Annotated in this window: 23 protein-coding genes; 5 read left to right on the top strand and 18 right to left on the bottom strand. The window is 71.9% G+C overall.

What is annotated here, in order from left to right:
* Positions 1-63: 63 nt before the first annotated feature.
* Both ACQSSQ_RS00965 and ACQSSQ_RS00960 read right to left on the bottom strand, forming a co-directional pair.
* Positions 64-264 carry a hypothetical protein gene (locus ACQSSQ_RS00965; protein WP_431325159.1) on the bottom strand — a complete coding sequence of 67 codons (201 nt, stop codon included), beginning with the start codon at positions 262-264 and terminating at the stop codon, positions 64-66.
* 40 nt (positions 265-304) lie between these two features.
* A complete protein-coding gene (locus tag ACQSSQ_RS00960; protein ID WP_431325158.1) occupies positions 305-499 on the bottom strand; it encodes a hypothetical protein in 195 nt (64 codons plus the stop codon).
* Between the two features lie 262 nt (positions 500-761).
* Here ACQSSQ_RS00960 and ACQSSQ_RS00955 point away from each other — a divergent pair, with 262 nt between their 5' ends.
* The 3 genes from ACQSSQ_RS00955 (at position 762) to ACQSSQ_RS00945 (ending at position 2,270) form a co-directional block, all read left to right on the top strand.
* A complete protein-coding gene (locus ACQSSQ_RS00955) occupies positions 762-974 on the top strand; it encodes a hypothetical protein (protein ID WP_431325157.1) in 213 nt (70 codons plus the stop codon).
* 152 nt (positions 975-1,126) lie between these two features.
* A complete protein-coding gene (locus ACQSSQ_RS00950) occupies positions 1,127-1,858 on the top strand; it encodes an AfsR/SARP family transcriptional regulator (protein ID WP_431325156.1) in 732 nt (243 codons plus the stop codon).
* A 22-nt stretch (positions 1,859-1,880) separates the two neighbouring features.
* Positions 1,881-2,270, top strand: a complete 390-nt coding sequence (locus ACQSSQ_RS00945; protein ID WP_431325155.1) for a nuclear transport factor 2 family protein — start codon at positions 1,881-1,883, stop codon at positions 2,268-2,270.
* A 10-nt stretch (positions 2,271-2,280) separates the two neighbouring features.
* On the opposite strand, the gene ACQSSQ_RS00940 is transcribed toward ACQSSQ_RS00945, so the two are convergent.
* Genes ACQSSQ_RS00940 through ACQSSQ_RS00925 form a run of 4 tightly spaced genes read right to left on the bottom strand, consistent with a single transcriptional unit; the run spans position 2,281 to position 5,845 of the window.
* Entirely contained in the window at positions 2,281-2,781 is a 501-nt protein-coding gene (locus tag ACQSSQ_RS00940; RefSeq protein WP_431325154.1) for a GNAT family N-acetyltransferase, read from the bottom strand.
* A gap of 6 nt (positions 2,782-2,787) precedes the next feature.
* Positions 2,788-5,094 carry a phosphoribosylformylglycinamidine synthase subunit PurL gene (purL, locus tag ACQSSQ_RS00935; RefSeq protein ID WP_431325153.1) on the bottom strand — a complete coding sequence of 769 codons (2,307 nt, stop codon included), beginning with the start codon at positions 5,092-5,094 and terminating at the stop codon, positions 2,788-2,790.
* A gap of 30 nt (positions 5,095-5,124) precedes the next feature.
* On the bottom strand, positions 5,125-5,439 hold the full coding sequence (locus tag ACQSSQ_RS00930; RefSeq protein WP_431325152.1) for a cupin domain-containing protein: 315 nt from the start codon (positions 5,437-5,439) through the stop codon (positions 5,125-5,127).
* Positions 5,440-5,449: 10 nt separating this feature from the next.
* Positions 5,450-5,845 (bottom strand): VOC family protein, encoded by a 396-nt coding sequence (locus ACQSSQ_RS00925; RefSeq protein WP_431325151.1) that lies wholly within the window; start codon positions 5,843-5,845, stop codon positions 5,450-5,452.
* A gap of 73 nt (positions 5,846-5,918) precedes the next feature.
* On the opposite strand from ACQSSQ_RS00925, the gene ACQSSQ_RS00920 reads away from it, so the two are divergent.
* Positions 5,919-7,070 carry a GNAT family N-acetyltransferase gene (locus ACQSSQ_RS00920; RefSeq protein ID WP_431325150.1) on the top strand — a complete coding sequence of 384 codons (1,152 nt, stop codon included), beginning with the start codon at positions 5,919-5,921 and terminating at the stop codon, positions 7,068-7,070.
* Positions 7,071-7,103: 33 nt separating this feature from the next.
* On the opposite strand, the gene ACQSSQ_RS00915 is transcribed toward ACQSSQ_RS00920, so the two are convergent.
* The 12 genes from ACQSSQ_RS00915 to ACQSSQ_RS00860 all read right to left on the bottom strand — a co-directional run bounded on the left by ACQSSQ_RS00915 (position 7,104) and on the right by ACQSSQ_RS00860 (position 16,824).
* Complete coding sequence (locus ACQSSQ_RS00915) at positions 7,104-7,949, bottom strand: siderophore-interacting protein (RefSeq protein ID WP_431325149.1); 846 nt, start codon at positions 7,947-7,949, stop codon at positions 7,104-7,106.
* A 73-nt stretch (positions 7,950-8,022) separates the two neighbouring features.
* Positions 8,023-8,439 (bottom strand): VOC family protein, encoded by a 417-nt coding sequence (locus ACQSSQ_RS00910; RefSeq protein ID WP_431325148.1) that lies wholly within the window; start codon positions 8,437-8,439, stop codon positions 8,023-8,025.
* A gap of 45 nt (positions 8,440-8,484) precedes the next feature.
* A complete protein-coding gene (locus ACQSSQ_RS00905; RefSeq protein ID WP_431325147.1) occupies positions 8,485-9,723 on the bottom strand; it encodes an Nramp family divalent metal transporter in 1,239 nt (412 codons plus the stop codon).
* Positions 9,724-9,784: 61 nt separating this feature from the next.
* On the bottom strand, positions 9,785-10,273 hold the full coding sequence (locus ACQSSQ_RS00900; protein ID WP_431325146.1) for a hypothetical protein: 489 nt from the start codon (positions 10,271-10,273) through the stop codon (positions 9,785-9,787).
* Positions 10,274-10,275: 2 nt separating this feature from the next.
* Positions 10,276-10,689, bottom strand: a complete 414-nt coding sequence (locus ACQSSQ_RS00895) for a hypothetical protein (RefSeq protein WP_431325145.1) — start codon at positions 10,687-10,689, stop codon at positions 10,276-10,278.
* 114 nt (positions 10,690-10,803) lie between these two features.
* Complete coding sequence (locus tag ACQSSQ_RS00890) at positions 10,804-11,106, bottom strand: GNAT family N-acetyltransferase (protein ID WP_431325144.1); 303 nt, start codon at positions 11,104-11,106, stop codon at positions 10,804-10,806.
* Positions 11,107-11,133: 27 nt separating this feature from the next.
* Entirely contained in the window at positions 11,134-11,802 is a 669-nt protein-coding gene (gene purQ, locus ACQSSQ_RS00885) for a phosphoribosylformylglycinamidine synthase subunit PurQ (protein WP_431325143.1), read from the bottom strand.
* Positions 11,799-12,074, bottom strand: a complete 276-nt coding sequence (gene purS / locus ACQSSQ_RS00880; RefSeq protein ID WP_431325142.1) for a phosphoribosylformylglycinamidine synthase subunit PurS — start codon at positions 12,072-12,074, stop codon at positions 11,799-11,801. Before purS ends, purQ begins: the two co-directional genes overlap by 4 nt.
* Positions 12,075-12,147: 73 nt before the next feature.
* Positions 12,148-13,698: a long-chain-fatty-acid--CoA ligase gene (locus ACQSSQ_RS00875; RefSeq protein ID WP_431325141.1), complete on the bottom strand. Its 1,551-nt coding sequence runs from the start codon at positions 13,696-13,698 to the stop codon at positions 12,148-12,150.
* A gap of 26 nt (positions 13,699-13,724) precedes the next feature.
* Positions 13,725-15,380: an HNH endonuclease signature motif containing protein gene (locus tag ACQSSQ_RS00870; RefSeq protein ID WP_431325140.1), complete on the bottom strand. Its 1,656-nt coding sequence runs from the start codon at positions 15,378-15,380 to the stop codon at positions 13,725-13,727.
* A gap of 105 nt (positions 15,381-15,485) precedes the next feature.
* Entirely contained in the window at positions 15,486-16,355 is an 870-nt protein-coding gene (locus tag ACQSSQ_RS00865) for a phosphoribosylaminoimidazolesuccinocarboxamide synthase (protein WP_431325139.1), read from the bottom strand.
* A gap of 34 nt (positions 16,356-16,389) precedes the next feature.
* Positions 16,390-16,824 carry a nuclear transport factor 2 family protein gene (locus tag ACQSSQ_RS00860; RefSeq protein WP_431325138.1) on the bottom strand — a complete coding sequence of 145 codons (435 nt, stop codon included), beginning with the start codon at positions 16,822-16,824 and terminating at the stop codon, positions 16,390-16,392.
* Between the two features lie 96 nt (positions 16,825-16,920).
* Here ACQSSQ_RS00860 and ACQSSQ_RS00855 point away from each other — a divergent pair, with 96 nt between their 5' ends.
* Positions 16,921-17,355: a MarR family winged helix-turn-helix transcriptional regulator gene (locus tag ACQSSQ_RS00855; RefSeq protein WP_431325137.1), complete on the top strand. Its 435-nt coding sequence runs from the start codon at positions 16,921-16,923 to the stop codon at positions 17,353-17,355.
* Positions 17,356-17,358 lie beyond the last annotated feature (3 nt).

Raw genomic sequence — 17,358 nt, 5'->3', positions numbered from 1 at the left:
AACAGGCGACGGCAGGTGGGTCTTGGAGTTGCCCACCTGCCGCCGCCCCAGCGGGAGCCTCGCTCACTGACGCACGCCGACGCCCTGGAGGGCGACAGCCTGGGCGTGAGCGGCGATGCTCGCTGCATTCACTGCCAGCGCGATGTTGACCGCGACCACGGGCGCGACGTTGATGCCCCCGTGGCACAGGGTCTCCCGCGCCGGAAGGAGCGCCGCGGACTGCCGTTGGAGCTCGGCAGGACGCACGGACGGCGCGATGCCCATCCCGCATCACTTCCTCTCGATTGCGGCGAGACGGACGGCCTCACCCCTGGTTGATCTGGATCGCCTGGTTCGCCTGGCTCTGCGCGACCGAGAAGGCCGTCGCTGCGTTGAGCGCCATCGACGAGTTGGACGCGTAGACGCCCGCCCAGTTGTTGCCCCAGTGGAAGAGCGTCTCCCGTGCGGGAAGCAGCTCGACGTGCTCCTCGCGGAGCTCGGACATCGTCATCGTTGCCATGTGGTGTCACCTCCCCTCCTGTCCGGTGGTGGCCCCGGCGTACGAACCGCCCGAGCACCCCTCGCGACCCATGGTTCGGATGTGGTGCGACCCCGCCGCGACCGTGGCGCGACCCCGTCGCGACGACGGCGCGACCGGCCCGCAACCGGTCCGCAACCGGCCCGCGACGGTGCCGCGACGGGGGCGTGACGGCGGCGCGACAGCGGTGCGACCTGTTGCTGGTTCTCTGGCGGCATGGCTCCGCGATGCCGACAATCAGGGGGTGGACGACATGGGGGAGGTCCCTCTCTCACCGGCGACGCTGCCGCCCGCCGGGCGCGGCAGCGTGCTCGTCGTGTCCGCCTGGGTGGAGGACGCGACGGCCTTCCGCGCGCGCCTCACGTTCACCCAGGGAAACGACTCCGTCGTCATCGTCACGCGGTCCCGCTCGAGCGCGATCCAGGCGGTCGAGAACTGGCTCGAACGCGTCCGCTGAGAGTCGCGCAAACAAGCCACGGAATGATCACGGCTTGTGCCACAGTGGTTGAGGCCATGGGCCATCCATCTCCCGGATCTGTCTCGGGTTTGTCCGACTGAGGGACGACCGCAACGTCGCGCTGACGCCGACGGTGCGTGCGAGGCGGGGCGATGGCGATGACGACGGGGGCAGCGGCAAACGGCGACTACGCCCTGTCGCTGTGCGGGCACTGGACGCTCGAGCACGAGGGCAGCCCGGTCGTCCTCAAGCCTCGCGAGCGCCGGGTTGTCTCGTCGCTCGCCCTGCTCGGTGAGCAGACGCGTCGCCACATCGCCGGCGTGCTGTGGCCGGACGTCCCCGAGCGCCACGCCCTCGGCAGCCTGCGGGCGTCGCTGACCCACCTGCGCTGCCACGCCCCGGGGCTGCTCGACATCACCCCGTCGACGGTCGCCCTCGCCGCGTCGGTGAGCGTCGACCTCGAACGCCTCGAACGGTTCGCGCGCGAGACGATGCGCGCGCCCCAGGACGCCGACGACGTCGCCCGGGTCCTGGCCGACGCCGAGCTTCTTCCGGGGTGGGACGAGGACTGGCTCGCGTTCGCGCGCGAGCGGATGCAGCAGCTGCGGCTGGAGGCCCTCGAGGCCGCGGCCCGAAAAGCCCTCCAGGACGGTCAGACCGCCGCCGCGGTGTGGGCCGCACAGCTCGCGCACCACATCGAGCCCTTGCGGGAGACCCCGATGGCGCTCGCCATCGAGGCTCACATCGCCGAGGGGAACCGTGCAGAGGCCGTCCGCGAGTACGTCACCTTCCGACGCATGCTCGGGCGCGAGCTCGGCATCCTGCCGTCGGAGCGGCTCACGGCCACGGTGAGGGTGCTGCGGGTGGAGCGACCCCACGGGTGAGGGTTGGGCTAGCGTGCCCTCCATGCGACCGGACAACCCTCGGGCCTTCGCCGACCAGTGGTGCGCCGCGTGGAACGCCCACGACGTCGAGGCCGTCCTCGCCCACTTCGCCGACGACGTCGTCTTCACCTCTCCCGTGGCCGCACAGCTCCTCGAGGGCAGCGACGGCAGCCTGCGGGGCAAGGAGGCGCTCCGCGCGTACTGGACCGAGGGACTGCGCCTGATCCCGGACCTCCGCTTCGAGGTCGTCGGCGTGTACGCCGGGCTCGACACGGTCGTGATCCACTACCGCAACCAGAAGGGCGGCCTGGTCAACGAGGTGCTGCACTTCCGCGACGGGCTCGTGCGCGAGGGGCACGGGACGTACCTCGCCGCCGGGAGCGACGACAACCTTGCCGGCGCGACCCGCTGACGCCGACGTCTCAGGCGACCTGCTTCTCGAAGCGGGCGAGGGTCTTCCACGGCGCGGGGAATTCCCGCTCGCCCCGCTCGCGGAACCCGAGGCCGACGTAGTACGCGCGCAGGGCCGTGTTGGCCGCCGCGCAGTCCAGACGCAGCGTCGCGCGCCCGGCATCACGGACGCGCCCGGCCACCCAGTCGAGCATGACGCCACCGAGCCCGCGGCCGCGGTGGGTCCGCCGGACCATCAGCCCGTGGACGTACAGCGCGTCACCGGTGCCGGGTGCGACGAGGTCGTCCCAGATCCTGGGGTCGTCCTCCATCACGCGCACCGTCGCGCTGATCGCACCGTCGTCGCGCAGGACGAACCACTCCTGGTCCGCGATCTGGGTCCGGACCATGTCCGCCGTGACCTCGCCCGGCTGCCACTGCGCGATCCCGGACCCCAGCTGCCAGCGCGCGAGGTCGTCGCGCAGCGCGACGATCGCCTCGGCGTCTCGGGGGTACGCACGCGTGGGGAACACGGTCGCTCAGGCGCCCATGACCGCCGGGATCGTCGCCGTCCAGCGGTCGCGGAGCTCCGCGACCGGGATCGAGAACGCTCCCTCGACGGTCAGCGCGTCGCCGCCCGTCTCGCCGAGACGGGTCACCGGCACGGCGTACGACCCGGCGAGCGCCGTGAAGGCCTCCACGTCCGACGCAGCGACCGTCACCACTGCACGAGCCGCCGACTCCGAGAACAGCGCCACGAAAGCGTCTCCGTCGAGGGAGACCGTGGCGCCGACGCCGTGACGGATCGACGCCTCCGCGAGCGCGATCGCCAGCCCGCCGTCGGACAGGTCGTGCGCAGCGGTGGCGAGCCCCTGCGCGGCCACCTCGACCATCAGGTCGGCGAGGGCCTTCTCCGCGGCGAGGTCGACCTGCGGCGGCACACCGCCGAGGTGGCCGTGCGCCACCTGCGACCAGGCCGAGCCGTCGAGCTCCTCGCGCGTCGTGCCGAGCAGCAGGACGACGTCGCCCTCGTCGGCGAAGCCCTGCCTGACGCGCTTGGTGACGTCCTCGATCACGCCGAGCACGCCCACGACCGGGGTGGGGAGGATCGCCGTCTCGCCGGTCTGGTTGTAGAACGAGACGTTGCCGCCGGTGACCGGGATGCCGAGCACGGCGCAGGCGTCCTTGAGGCCGGAGGTGGCCTGCTCGAACTGCCACATCACCGCCGGGTCCTCGGGAGAGCCGAAGTTGAGGCAGTCGGTGACCGCGAGCGGCAGGGCACCCGCGACTCCGACGTTGCGGTACGACTCAGCCAGCGCCAGCTGGGCGCCGGCGTACGGGTCGAGCTTGGCGAAGCGCCCGTTGCAGTCGGTCGCGACCGCGACGCCGAGGTTGGTCTCGTCGTCGATGCGGACCACACCCGCGTCCTCCGGCTGCGCGAGGACGGTGTTGCCGCGGACGTAGCGGTCGTACTGGTCCGTGACCCACGACTTGTCCGCCTGGTTCGGGGAGCCGAGGACGTCGAGCAGCGTCGTACGGAGCTCGTCGTCGCCGGACGGGCGGGCGAGCGACGCCGTCGTGTCGGCCTGGAGCGCGTCCTGCCAGTCGGGGCGGGCGTAGGGACGGTGGTAGGTCGGGCCGTCGTGCGCGACCGAGCGCGGCGGCACGTCGACGACGGTCTCACCGTGCCAGTCGATGACCAGGCGGCCCGTCTCCGTGACCTCGCCGACGACCGTGGCCTCGACGTCCCACTTGCGGCAGATCTCCATGAAGCCGTCGAGGTGCTGCGGCTCGACGACGGCCATCATCCGCTCCTGCGACTCGCTCATGAGGATCTCCTCCGGCGAGAGCGTGGAGTCGCGCAGCGGGACCGTGTCCAGCTCGACGTGCATGCCGCCGTCGCCCGCGCTCGCGAGCTCGCTGGTGGCGCACGACAGCCCGGCGCCGCCGAGGTCCTGGATCCCCGCGACCACACCGGCCTCGAAGAGCTCGAGCGTGCACTCGATGAGGAGCTTCTCCATGAACGGGTCGCCCACCTGGACGCTCGGGCGCTTCGTCGGACCGGCGTCGGTGAAGGTCTCCGACGCGAGCACCGAGACGCCGCCGATGCCGTCGCCACCGGTGCGGGCGCCGTACAGGACGACCTTGTTGCCCTCGCCGGAGGCGTGGGCGGTGTGCAGCTGCTCGTGGCGCAGGACGCCGACGCAGAGGGCATTGACGAGCGGGTTGCCGAGGTAGGTCTCGTCGAAGACGACCTCGCCCCCGATGTTGGGCAGTCCGAGGCAGTTGCCGTAGCCGCCGACGCCGGCGACGATGCCCGGCATCACGCGCTTGGTGTCAGGGGCGTCGAGCGGGCCGAAGCGCAGCGGGTCCATCACCGCGACCGGGCGCGCGCCCATCGCGAGGATGTCGCGGACGATCCCGCCGACACCGGTGGCCGCCCCCTGGTAGGGCTCGACGTAGCTCGGGTGGTTGTGCGACTCGACCTTGAACGTGACCGCGTAGCCCTGACCGACGTCGATCACGCCGGCGTTCTCACCGATCCCCGCGAGGGTCTTCCCCAGCGGGGTCTCCTGCGGCAGCTCGCCGAACTTCTTGAGGTGGACCTTGCTCGACTTGTAGGAGCAGTGCTCGCTCCACATCACCGAGTACATCGCGAGCTCGGCACCGGTCGGGCGACGCCCGAGGATCTCGCGGATGCGCTCATACTCGTCGGGCTTGAGCCCCAGCTCGGACCACGGCTGATCGTGGTCCGGGGTGGCGCTGGCGTGCTCGACGGTGTCGAGGCGGGTCTTGACGGGGTCGGCTGGAGAGGTCGAAGCCGTGGCGGCGGGCGCGTCGGTCACGGCACCAGGGTAGTCGGCGCCCCCACACCGCTACTCCAGCCAGTCGGTCTCGAAGGAGTCGCTCGCGTGGATGTGGGTCGCGCGGTAGCCCCCGGGGAGCACCGAGAACTTGTGCGGGGTCTCCGCGGGGACCACGATGACCTGCCCCGCACGCCCGACCAGCTCCTCGCCGGCGACGGTGAAGAGGGCGCTGCCCGCGTGGATGACGAACGTCTCCGGGTACGGGTGCTTGTGCAGGCGTGGCCCGCTCCCCTCGACGTCGGTGTCCTCCTGGATGATCGAGATGCCCGCCCCGTACTCCGCGCCCTCGATGTTGTCGGTGGTGGTGACCTCGATGACGTGCATGGGCCGCACGCTAACCGATCTCCGCCGGCGACGCGGTCTCCCAGAGGCCGATCACGTTGCCCTCCGGGTCCGTGAAGTAGGCGGCGAAGCCCATGCCCCCGACCTCCTCCTTCCGGCCGACCGGGGTGGCGCCGAGCGCCTCGACCCGCGCGAGCGTGTCGTCGATGCTGTCGACGCCGACGGTGACGACCGGCCCGGTGAACGGTTCCCTGCGCTCGAACATCCCGCCGTTGATGAAACCCGGCTCGCTCGGCGCCATGTCGTCGCCGACGGGACCGGTCTGGACCATGGTGTAGTCCATCTCCGGCAGGTGCTGGACCTCCCATCCGAACGCGTCCCGGTAGAACGCCCGAGCGCGTTCGCCGTCTCCGAACGGGATCTCGAAGTGGACGATGCTGTTGGCCATCACGGACTCCTCGTCTCGTACCGTCCCGAGAACTCCTTCGACGGTAGCCCGGCATCCGGACTAGTTTCAGCCCGTGGAGATCCGTGACCTGTCGCCCGACGACCTCGACGCCGCCCTCGACGTCCGGTCCCGCTCGTTCGGCCCGCTCTCGTCCGGCGACGTCGACCACTGGAAGGCGATGGTCGTGCGTGCGATCGACCAGCACCGCGTGGTCGCCGCGTACGACGGCGGCACCGTCGTCGCGACGGCGCGGATCAACGCCTTCGGCCAGTGGTGGGGCGGCCGCCGGGTCCCGATGGCGGGCATCGGCGGCGTCGTGGTGGCGCCCGAGCACCGCGGGAGCGGGGTCGGCTCGGCGCTCATGCGCGGCGTGCTCGACCGGTCGCGCGACCTCGGGTTCGTGGTGTCGACCCTCTACCCCGCGACCACCGCGCCGTACCGCGCCGTCGGCTACGAGATCGCGGGGACGCGACGCGTCGTCGACCTCTCGACGGACGCCCTCCGGCGGCTGTCCGGCGACGCGGTCCCGGTGCGGCGGGCCAGCCCTGCGGACGCCGCCGAGGTCACCCGCCTCCTCGCCGCCGGCTACGCGGCCCGGCGGGACAGCGGTCCGTTCGACTGGGACCCCGTCGAGGTCACCGTCGACCTCGAGGACGACGACATGCTGACCTACCTGGCCGACGACGGGGTGGTGTCGTACGCGTTCGCGCGCGACCGCTTCGACGTGCAGGTCTTCGGGGCGGGTTCGTCGACGACGATGCGCGCGCTCTGGCGGCTCGTCGGCACCGGTTCCTCGACGCAGGCGTCGGTCCGCGTGGCGCTGGGACCGCAGGACCCGGTGTTCTGGATGCTGCCCGACAACGAGGTCTCCGTGCACGCCACCCAGTGGTGGATGCTCCGTCTCGTCGACGCCCCGGCGGCGGTGGACGCCCGCGGATTCCCCGCCGGGGTCGACCTCGAGGTGCCGCTGGTGCTGACGGACCCTCTGGACGAGGGGTCGTCCGGCCGGTTCGCGCTCGCCGTGTCCGGCGGTCGCGGAGTCCTGCGCCGCGAGGAGGGCGCGGGCGGGCTGACGCTCGGTCCGCGCGGGACCGCCGCGCTGTTCGCGGGGACCCCGGTGGCCACCTTGCGTGCCGCGGGCCTGGCCGACGGGGGCGACCCTCGCGAGGACGCGCTCCTCGACGCCGCGTTCGCCGCGACGCCGTTCATGGTCGACTACTTCTGAGCGCCGCCCACTCGGCGTCTGCCAGCGGGAGGATCAGGCCTTCGGCTGCGTGCTCTTCCAGGCCCGGAAGCCCTCCTCGGTCTCGCCGCGACGCCAGTAGCCCGAGAGCGAGAGCCGCTCGCGGGGGACGCCGCGGTCGGCGAGGAGGTAGGACCGGAGCTGCTTGAGCAGCCCGGACTCGCCGTGCACGAACACGTGGGGGGCACCCTCCGGCCACAGGTCGGTCCGCACGGCGTCGGCGATCAGCGTCGTCGATCCCGCCGGAGCACCGTTGCGGTGCAGCCAGGTGAGGGTCACGTCGGCCTCGGACACGACAGGCTGCTCGTCCTCGGGCCCGTCGACCTCCACGTAGGCGTGCACGCGTGCGCCGGCCGGCATCGCCTCGAGGGCGGCCTGGATCGCGGGGAGGGCGGCCTCGTCGCCCGCGATGAGGTGCCACGGCGCGGTCGGGTCCGGCGCGTACGCACCTCCCGGCCCGTTGACGTGCAGGACGTCGCCCGGCTCGGCCCGCGCCGCCCAGGGCCCCGCGACGCCGGCGTCACCGTGGACGACGAAGTCGATCGTGATGCGGCCGTGCTCCAGGTCGATCCCGCGCAGCGTGTAGGTGCGGACGACCGGCTGCGCCTCGGGCGGGAAGGACTGGCGCACGAAGTCGAGGTCGAGCGGGTCGGGGTAGTCGACGCCCTCGGCGAGGAAGACGAGCTTCACGTAGGAGTCGGTGAAGCCTCCGAACCGCCGGGCGAACTCGTCGAACTGGTGGCTCGCGAGCACCACGCGCTGCATGTGCCGTGTGAGCCGCTCGCTGGAGACGACCTCGAACTTGAGAGGGGCGCGACGGCCCTTGGCTGCGGACGACTCCGGCTGTGCCGTGATGCTCATATCAGGCAACCCTAACTGCGGGGTCAAGAGCGCTCGGCGCCGCCGTCGAGGTGCCGGACGCCTCTCCGTCGGCTCAGGGAACGAGCTCCTGGCCGATCGGACCGGGGTTGTGGGCGATCTCCCAGGCGTAGCCGTCGGGGTCGAGGAAGTAGCCGCTGTAGCCGCCCCACTCGCGCTGCGAGCCCGGCGATCGGAGCGTCGCCCCGGCCGCCACCGCCTCCTCGAGCACCTCGTCGACGTCGGCGGGACTCGCGACGTTGTGCGCGAGCGTGATCGGCGCGAAGCCGGCCCCTGTGGCGATCGGACCGACCTCCTCCTCGAACCCGCTCCGGTCCCAGAGCGACAGCACGACGCGGTCCGCGACCTTGAGCATCAGGACCTCACCGGGGACGTAGAGGCTCTCCTGCCAGCCGAGACCGTCGACGAAGAAGGCACGGCTGCGGGCGACGTCGCCCACCGCGAGCGTGATGAAGCTGACGCGTTGGTCCATGTCGCAACCCTAGGACCGCGCCCCGACGCGGCGCCACGGTCGTGCTCAGGCGAACGTCAGCACCAGGAGCGCGACGTTGAGGGCGATCACGAGGCCCGCGATCACGGCCGCGAGCACCGTCGTGACCCGGCGGTTGACCGCGTCGCCCATCACCGACCGGCGCGCGGTCAGCCACAGGAGCGGCACCAACGCGAACGGGATGCCGACCGACAACACCACCTGGGACCCGACCAGGGCACGCGACGGCTCGATGCCGAGCACGAGGACCGCCAGCGCCGGGATCACGGTCACCACCCGGCGGGCGATCAGCGGAACCTGCACCCGGAGCAGTCCCTGCATCACCTCGGCGCCCGCCGCGCAGCCGACCGACGTCGACGCCAGCCCGGACCCGAGGAGCGCGACGGCGAAGAGCAGGGCGACGCCGGCGCCGAGCTCGGACGACAGGAGCGTGTGGACGCCCTCGAGCGTGTCGGTGCCGTCGAGGCCGGACAGGCTCGAGGCCGCGGTCAGCAGCAGCGCGAGGTTCAGCGACCCGGCGACGACCAGCGCGACCACGACGTCGACCCGCGTCGCGGCGAGCAGCTCCGCGACGGTACGGCGCTGGCCCCGGCGGCCGAGCCGTCCGGCGGTGAGCCCCGAGTGCAGGTAGATCACGTGGGGCATGACCGTCGCCCCGATGATCGCCGAGGCCAGCAGCACGCTCTCTGTCCCGGCGAACTGCGGGACGAGCCCCTCGGCGACGGCGCCTGCCTCGGGAGGAGCGACCACGAGCCCGGCGGTGAACCCGGCGGCGATCAGCAGCAGGAACGCCATCACGACACGCTCGAGGGTGCTCTGCCCGAACCGGTCGCCGATCTTCAGGACGAGCATCGAGACCGCCACCGTCACCAGCGCGCCAGGCACCAGCGGCAGGTCGAAGAGGAGGTAGAGCGCCAGGGCCCCTCCGACGACCTCGGCGACGTCGGTGGCGATCGCGACGCCCTCGGCCTGGAGCCAGTACGCGATGCGCGCCGGGCGCGGGAGCACCTCGCCCATGTGCGTCGCGAGGGACTGACCGGTGACGAGCCCGAGCTTCGCGGAGAGGTACTGGACGACGACGGCCATCGCGTTGGCCAGCACCACCACCCACACGAGGGTGTAGCCGAAGGTCGCTCCCGCCGTGACGTTGGTGGCGACGTTGCCGGGGTCGACGTACGCGACCGCGGCGACGAACGCCGGCCCGAGCAGGCCGACGCTCCTCGGGAGGCGGGGCGCACGCACGAACACGTCCCCAGCATGGCCCATTCGGGGCCGCCCGCGGAGGGCGTCCACGGATCGGTGGTCGGTCGTCTGTTCGTCGCCGCGGTCAGACCACGACGTACCAGGCGCCACCGGCCTCGACGAGGACGAAGACCGCCTTGCGCATCGCCACCGGGGCGCCGGCGATCTGGCCCGGGCGCACCGTCGCGCTGTTGCCCTCGACGAAGGCTCCGCGCACGTCCACCTCGCGGTAGGCCTTCAGGAGCCGGGGGTCGAGCTCCTCGAGCTGGTCGCGCAGAGAGGTCTCGCACGTCGACAGCGCCTCAGGAGTCCTGATCGGGAACCCGTCGGGCGCCGCGACGCCGCACGCGGCACGGACGTCGGACCTCCCGAGGGCGGTGAGCATCTGCTCGAGCGCTGCGGTCGGCGACCCGGGGGGAGGAACGACCGACGCCGCGGCGGTCCGCTGGCCGGCGACCTGCGACGAGCCGAGCCCGACAGCCAGCGTGACGAGGGCGACGATGATGGAGGCGACGACGAGCGCCGCGACGGCGGCGAGCGGGCGCGGGACCCCGGGCTCGGCGTGGGTGCGCATGCTCAGCCCGCCGCCACGTACCACTTGCCGTCGACCCGGACCAGCTCGTAGACGGTCTCGGCGAACGGCGACGGCGCCCCGACGACGGCGTCCCCGGAGATCTCGACGCGCGACCCGCGCTCCGGCACCTGCTCGACGGTGATGTCCCGAAGCCGGCGTACCGCGCCGGGACGGATGCCCTCGGCGTAGACCCGCATCGTCTCGGCGCACTCCGACCCGTCGCCCTCGGCGACCGGGGTCCCGCCGTCGAGGATCATCTCGCACGCCTCCGCGTAGTCGCCGCTCCCGAGGGCGACGAGCATCCGCTCCAGGCTCTCCGCAGGGTCACCGGCCGGCCCCTTTCCCGCGCCACCGACGAGACTCAGCGCGGCGACAGCCGACAGAGTGATCGACCAGGTGACGAGCTTCGCAACCATCGAGCGGACCCCCGAGTACGGACTGCTGGAGTACGGCGTCGGGGGTCTTCTCGAATCCTCACCCGATCAGGCGGGGTTCGCTACTCGAACGCGAGAGCGGGCGTCCGAGGTCGCTCAGCGGGAGGCGACGAGGTCCTCGTACTCAGGGTGCTTGCCGATGTACGACGCGACGTAGGGGCAGGTCGGGACGACCTTCCAGCCCTTCGCACGGATGTCGTCCAGCGCCGCCCGGGCGACCACGCCGGCGAGCCCGCGGCCGCCCAGCTCGGGCTTGACCTCGGTGTGCACGAGCTGACGCACACCGTCGCTCGGGTCGCGGTAGACGATCGTCCCTCCGAGCTCACCGTCGACCAGGAGGTCGTAGCGGCTGTCCTCGGTGTTGTCGACGACCTCGACGCTCGCGTCGATCTCGGTCATGCTGGCTCCTTCGTACGAGGCTGGGGGCTACTTGACGAGGGCGGTGAGCACGGAGGTGAAGAAGCCGAGCCCGTCGGTGCCCGGACCGCAGAGGTCCTCGACGGCGTGCTCGGGGTGGGGCATGAGGCCGACCACGTTGCCGCGCTCGTTGCTGATGCCGGCGATGTCGCGCAACGACCCGTTGGGGTTGTCCTCCAGGTAGCGCGCGACCACGCGGCCCTCGCCCTCGAGGACGTCCAGCGTGAGCTCGTCGGCCACGAAGCCGCCCTCGCCGTTCTTCAGCGGGATCACGATCTCGTCGCCGGCCTCGTACGCGCTGGTCCAGGCGGTGGCGGCGTTGTCGATGCGCAGGCGCTGGTCACGGCAGACGAACTTGCGGTGGTCGTTGCGGATCAGCGCGCCGGGAAGGAGGTGGGACTCGCAGAGGATCTGGAAGCCGTTGCAGATGCCGAGCACGGGCATGCCCCCGTTCGCGGCGTCGATGACCTCGGACATCACCGGCGCGAAGCGGGCGATGGCGCCGGCCCGGAGGTAGTCGCCGTACGAGAAGCCGCCGGGGAGCACGACTGCGTCGACCGCCTTGAGGTCGTGGTCGCCGTGCCAGAGCGCGACGGGCTCGGCACCGGCCAGACGCACCGCGCGCTGGGCGTCGACGTCGTCCAGGGATCCCGGGAAGGTGACGACGCCGACCTTCACGCGAGCCCGCCCTCGGTGGCCACGAGCTGCTCCTCGACGCGGACCGAGAAGTCCTCGATCACGGGGTTGGAGAGGAGGGTCTCGGCGATGTTGCGGATCTCGGCGAGGCGCTCCTCTGTGATCTCGCCCTCGACCTCGAGCTCGAACCGCTTGCCCTGCCGGACGTCGGCGATGCCGCCGAAACCGAGGCGGTCGAGGGCGCCGTGCACGGCCTTGCCCTGGGGGTCGAGGATCTCGGGCTTGGGCATGACGTCGACGACGACACGAGCCACGGTGGCACTCCTTGAGGCGGTGACGGGATTCCGGCGGAAAGTCTACCTGCCGCCGGAATCCCGCCCGTACGGCTCAGAGCTCGCGCTTGAGGATCTTGCCGGTGCTCGTCATCGGCAGGGACTCACGGAACTCGACGATGCGCGGGTACTTGTAGGCCGCCATCTGCTCCTTGGCCCACGCCACCAGCTCCTCCTCGGTGGTCTCGTCTCCGGGGTTCTTGATGACGACGGCCTTGACCTCCTCGCCGTGGCTGTCGTGCGCGACACCGATGACCGCGACCAGCGAGACCGCGGGGTGGGTCATCAGCACCTCCTCGAGCTCACGCGGGTACACGTTGAAGCCGCCGCGGATGATCATGTCCTTGGCGCGGTCGACGATGTAGTAGTAGCCGTCCTCGTCCTTGCGCCCGAGGTCGCCCGACCGGAACCAGCCGTCCTTGATGACCTCAGCAGTGGCCTCCGGGCGGTTGTAGTAGCCCTTCATGACGTTGGGTCCCTTGATCGCGATCTCGCCGATCGCGTCCTTGTCGGTGACCTCGTTCCACTCCGGGTCGATGAGCTTCATCTCGACGTCCGGGATCGGCTTGCCGATCGAGCCGGGGCGCGGCTCGGCACCCAGCGGGGCGAAGCTCGCGACGGGCGAGGTCTCGGACAGGCCGTAGCCCTCGAGGATGTCCACGCCGAAGCGGGCCTTGAACTCCTTGATGATCTCCACCGGCAGCGACGAGCCGCCGGCTGCCGAGACCCGCAGCGTGGCCGCGACCTGCTCGGCACTGATGTCGCTGCCCTCGAGCGCGCCGAGGAGGCCCCAGTACATCGTCGGGACACCGGCGAAGAACGTCACGCTCTCCTTGGCGATGAGGCCGAGCGCGGCCGCGGCCTCGAAGCGCGGCAGCATCACGACCGTGCCGCCGTAGGCGAAGGCGCCGTTCTGGATGACGGTCTGGCCGAACGAGTGGAACAGCGGCAGCACGCAGAGGTAGGTGTCCGGGTTCTTCTCGTCGGCCCCGAAGAGCTTCTCCCCGGCGAGCGCGTTGCTCAGCATGTTGGCGTGCGACAGCTCGGCGCCCTTCGGCTGGCCCGTGGTGCCGCTGGTGTAGAGGATGACCGCGGTGTCGGTGTCGGCCGTCTCGACGGTCGTGTGCGTCGGAGGCTGGTTGCCCACCGCTGCGGCGAACGTCTCGGCACCCTCGATCGGCGACGGCGCCGTCGGGTCGGCGGTGATGAGGAAGAAGTGCTCGCAGCCCTCGGTCGCGTTGAACCCGTCCCACGCCTCCTGCCCGATCGGCAGGTCGGGCGTGCCCTGGAAGGCGAAGAGGGCGCGCGCGTCGGAGTCGTCGAGGTGGTAGGCGACCTCGCGACCCTTGAGCAGGATGTTGAGCGGGACCACGGTCGCGCCGGCCTTGAGGATGCCGTAGTAGACGATCGAGAAGTAGGGCAGGTTCGGGCAGGACAGCGCGACCTTGTCCCCGTGCCCGATGCCGCGCGAGGCCAGCAGGTTGGCGACCTGGTTCGCTGCCGCGTCGACCTGGGGATAGGTCAGCCGCATGTCACCGAAGACGATGGCGGTCCGCTCGGGGTACTTCGACGCCGAGCTCTCGAGGAGGGAGGCCAGGTTGCTCACCGCAGTGCTCCTGTTCAGGTGTCCGGTCAGAGGACCGCAGCGCCACCGGGAGCGAGCAGGCTACCGGTCAGTACGGTCTCCCCAAGGGTGACACGGGCCACGTGACGCCCGTCGCATCGGGGTGGAGAACCCACTCCCGCCTCCGCCACCAGCCGACCGGGTCTCAGACCCGAGGCGTCAGGTCGTGGCACCGCTCGCCGTCGTCGCGTCGTGTCCGTGGTGGCGGCCCCGGTGCGGGTGCGGGCGCTGGTGGTGGCGGCGCCGCCAGTACGGATGCGGGTGGCGGCGCCGGTGCGGGCGCGGACCGAACGCCCGCGGCCTTGCCCGGAGCGCGGGGCGGCCGGCGCCGGCCCGGATCGAGGGCGCGGAGGTAGCCGTCGAGTCGATGCCCCTGCACCCGCTCGTGGTCCTCGAGGGCGAAGCCGCTCACCCCGTCGCCCGAACACGAACCCGCGCTTGCCGTCGCCGGCCACCCGCAGGCGACCGCTGTGCACCGCCGTGTGGCAGCGACCGCAGAGCCCGACCAGCTCGTCGAGGTCGGTGCGGCCTCCGTCACGCGCCCACCAGGCCACGTGATGGATCTCGGCGATGCGATGTCGGCATCCCGGGGCCCCGCAGACGCCGGCCTGACGAGCAAGCACCGCGGCGCGCTGCTTCGCCGTCGCCAGCCGCACGGTCCGCCCGACGTTGAGCACGTCGGCCTGCGGGGTCGGCCCGCCCGTGACGCCGTCGACCAGGATCGCCGTCACGTCGGCCTCGCACCCCAGGTATCCGAAGAGCTCCGGCCCGATCGTGCCGAACCCGACGAGCGTCGGCGCGCCAGGCAACCCGACTGCGCCTCCCCGGCCCCTGCGCTTGCCCCCAGGCGAACCAGCATCGCCATCCTGCCCCGCGCCTTGGCTCGCGAGCCAGGTCGCGTCGACCATGACGTGCAGCTGGGGTCGCGCACCGCGGTCCGACGGCATCCCGTGGCGGAGGACCGCGTCGACGATCCCGCCGAACGCGTCGACCCGGCGCTGCGCGGGCGCCCGCACGTCCTCCGCCCCGAGCGGGGCTGAGGCGGCCGTCAGCCAGGTCGCGAGCTTCGCACCGTTGACGACATCCAGGAACCCGCTCAGGTGGTAGCCGTCACCGCAGCGCGTCACCGCCACGTCGTGCTTGTCCATCCCGCGGCGGTAGTGCTCGTCGAGGCGCTCGGGATGAACCACCTCGGCCAACCGCGTCACCGCGGCGGCGACATCCTTGGGTGTCGCTACCCTCGCCAGGGAAAGGAGCGTGCTTGCCGTCGCCTCGACCATGTGCTCCTGTCCGACCTTGGTGATGCCGGCCGTGAGCTCGTAGACGTGCTCGAGCCGGACATCGCCGGCGAACAGCGCCTCCGCCACACCAGGAAGCAACCGCATCGACCGGCCGGCGGCACGCCGCTTCTTGATCTCGGCGTCGCTCAGCCGCAGCTCCCGCCGTGCCCAGGAGAGCGACGACGAGGCCCCGTCGTCGGCGAAGGCCCGGGTCTCCTCCAGCGCATCGAGCGCAGCAGCCTTGAGCCCGTCGAGCCGGTCGCTCCCGCCCTGGAGCACCCGCAGCAGCCGCCGCACCTGGGCGCCGTCCGCCAGGGCGACCGGCTGCTCGCAGAGCGCGTCGACAGCCTCGACGAACCGTCCAACCGCCTCGTTATCGAACATGTGTTCACGACATCGAGCACTGCGGACAGCCGCGATCGTCGTGCACAGCCTTCGCGCCCCGCGCCTGCTTCCACAGGCATGGAGGCGCCGAGCCGGGCAGCGGCGTCAGAAGCGTTGGCCGGTCAGCGTCTCGTACGCCTCGACGTAGCGGGCCCGCGTCTTCTCGACGATGTCGTCGGGCAGCCGCGGCGGCGGGGCGTCGCCGGCGCGGTCCCACCCCGAGGCCGGCGAGGTGAGCCAGTCGCGGACGAACTGCTTGTCGTACGACGGCTGCGCGTGGCCGGGCTCCCACTGGTCGGCGGGCCAGAAGCGCGACGAGTCCGGCGTCAGCAGCTCGTCGGCGAGGACGAGGGTGCCGTCGGGGCGCAGCCCGATCTCGATCTTGGTGTCGGCGACGACGATGCCCTTCTCGCGCGCGATCGCCTCGCCTCGGGCGTACACCTCGAGCGTCAGGTCCCGCAGCCGCGCCGCCAGCTCCTCCCCGACCTGCTCGGCCACCTGGGCGTACGAGATCGGCTCGTCGTGGCCCCCGTAGGCCGCCTTCGTGCTCGGCGTGAAGATCGGCTCCGGCAGCTTCGAGCCGTCGGTGAGCCCCTCGGGCAGCGTGATCCCGGAGACGACGCCGGTCGCGCGGTAGTCGAGCAGGCCCGAGCCGGTCAGGTAGCCGCGCGCGATGCACTCGACCTGCACCATCTCGAGCCGCTCGACCTCGATCGCCCGGCCGGCGACGACGTCGGGGACGTCGGTCGACACCACGTGGTTGGGCGCGACGTCGGCGAGCTGGTCGAACCACCACAGCGACATCCGGGTGAGGATCTCGCCTTTGTCGGGGATCGGGGGGTCGAGCGCGTGGTCGTACGCCGAGATCCGGTCGCTGGCGACCATCAGGAGGTTGCCGGACTCCACCTCGTAGAGGTCACGGACCTTGCCCGAGTAGACGTGGGTTGCTCCGGGGACGTCGTACGGCGCGCTCACGGGCCAAGCCTAGATGAGGCCGTCGCGACGGTCCTCACGCTGCGGGCACCCTGCTGTTCAGCGACCACGCCGGCGTCGCGGTCATCCGGGTGAGCCGCCACCCCTGCGCGGTCCGCCGCGCCTCGAAGGCGTAGACCTCGCCGAGCAGGAACGGCGCGGGGTCGGCGTGGTCCGCCGCGAACGCGACGAGGAGGTTCGCCCGAATAGTGGCGGCGTCTCCGTCGACGTCGACGACGTGGCCGGTCACGCTGTGCCAGACGACGCCGTCGGAGTGTCGTCGGGCGGCCTGGGCCACGAGGGCGTCGTGCCCTTGCGCGGTGCCGCCGAGGGTGACGACGCGCCCGTCGGGAGCGAAGACGTCACGGATGCCCTCGAAGTCGCCGGTGTCGAGGCACCGGCCGAGCCTCGAGACGAGGTCGATCAGCGCGGAGCGGTCGTCGGTGACGGAACGATCGGTCGTGGGGCTCATGGGGTCCACCTTCACTCGCGGAATGTTTGTTGGTGATCCCCACGATAGGGATTACCCATTGTTTGCGCAACCCACGACCACCCCTACGATGTCGCCATGGAGATCGCCCGGGCACCCCGACGCATGACCTCGCTGCCCAGCTGGCTGCTCGCCCAGGCGGCGACCGCGAGCGGCCGCACCGTGGCGGCGGCGCTGGCGTCGACCGGGGCGCACCGCACCGAGTTCGCGGTGCTCACCGCCCTCGACGAGTCGGGACCGCTCAGCCAGGCCGGTCTGAGCGACACCGTCGGGCTGGACCGCAGCGACATGGTCCGCCTGCTCGACCGGCTGGCCGAGCAGGGGATGGTCGTACGCGAGCCCGACCCCGCCGACCGTCGGCGCAACCGGATCGCGCTGACCAAGGCCGGACGGACCCGCCTGCGCACGCTCGACGGCGCGGTCGCGGACGCCCAGGACGAGGTCACCGCGCGCCTCTCCGACGCCGAGCGCGACCGGCTGGTCAGCCTGCTCCGCAAGCTCCTCGGCGCCTGAGGC

This window comes from Mumia spirodelae, assembly GCF_050632745.1.
In the GTDB taxonomy this organism is placed as follows: domain Bacteria; phylum Actinomycetota; class Actinomycetes; order Propionibacteriales; family Nocardioidaceae; genus Mumia.
This window is presented reverse-complemented; position numbering and strand designations above follow the sequence as displayed.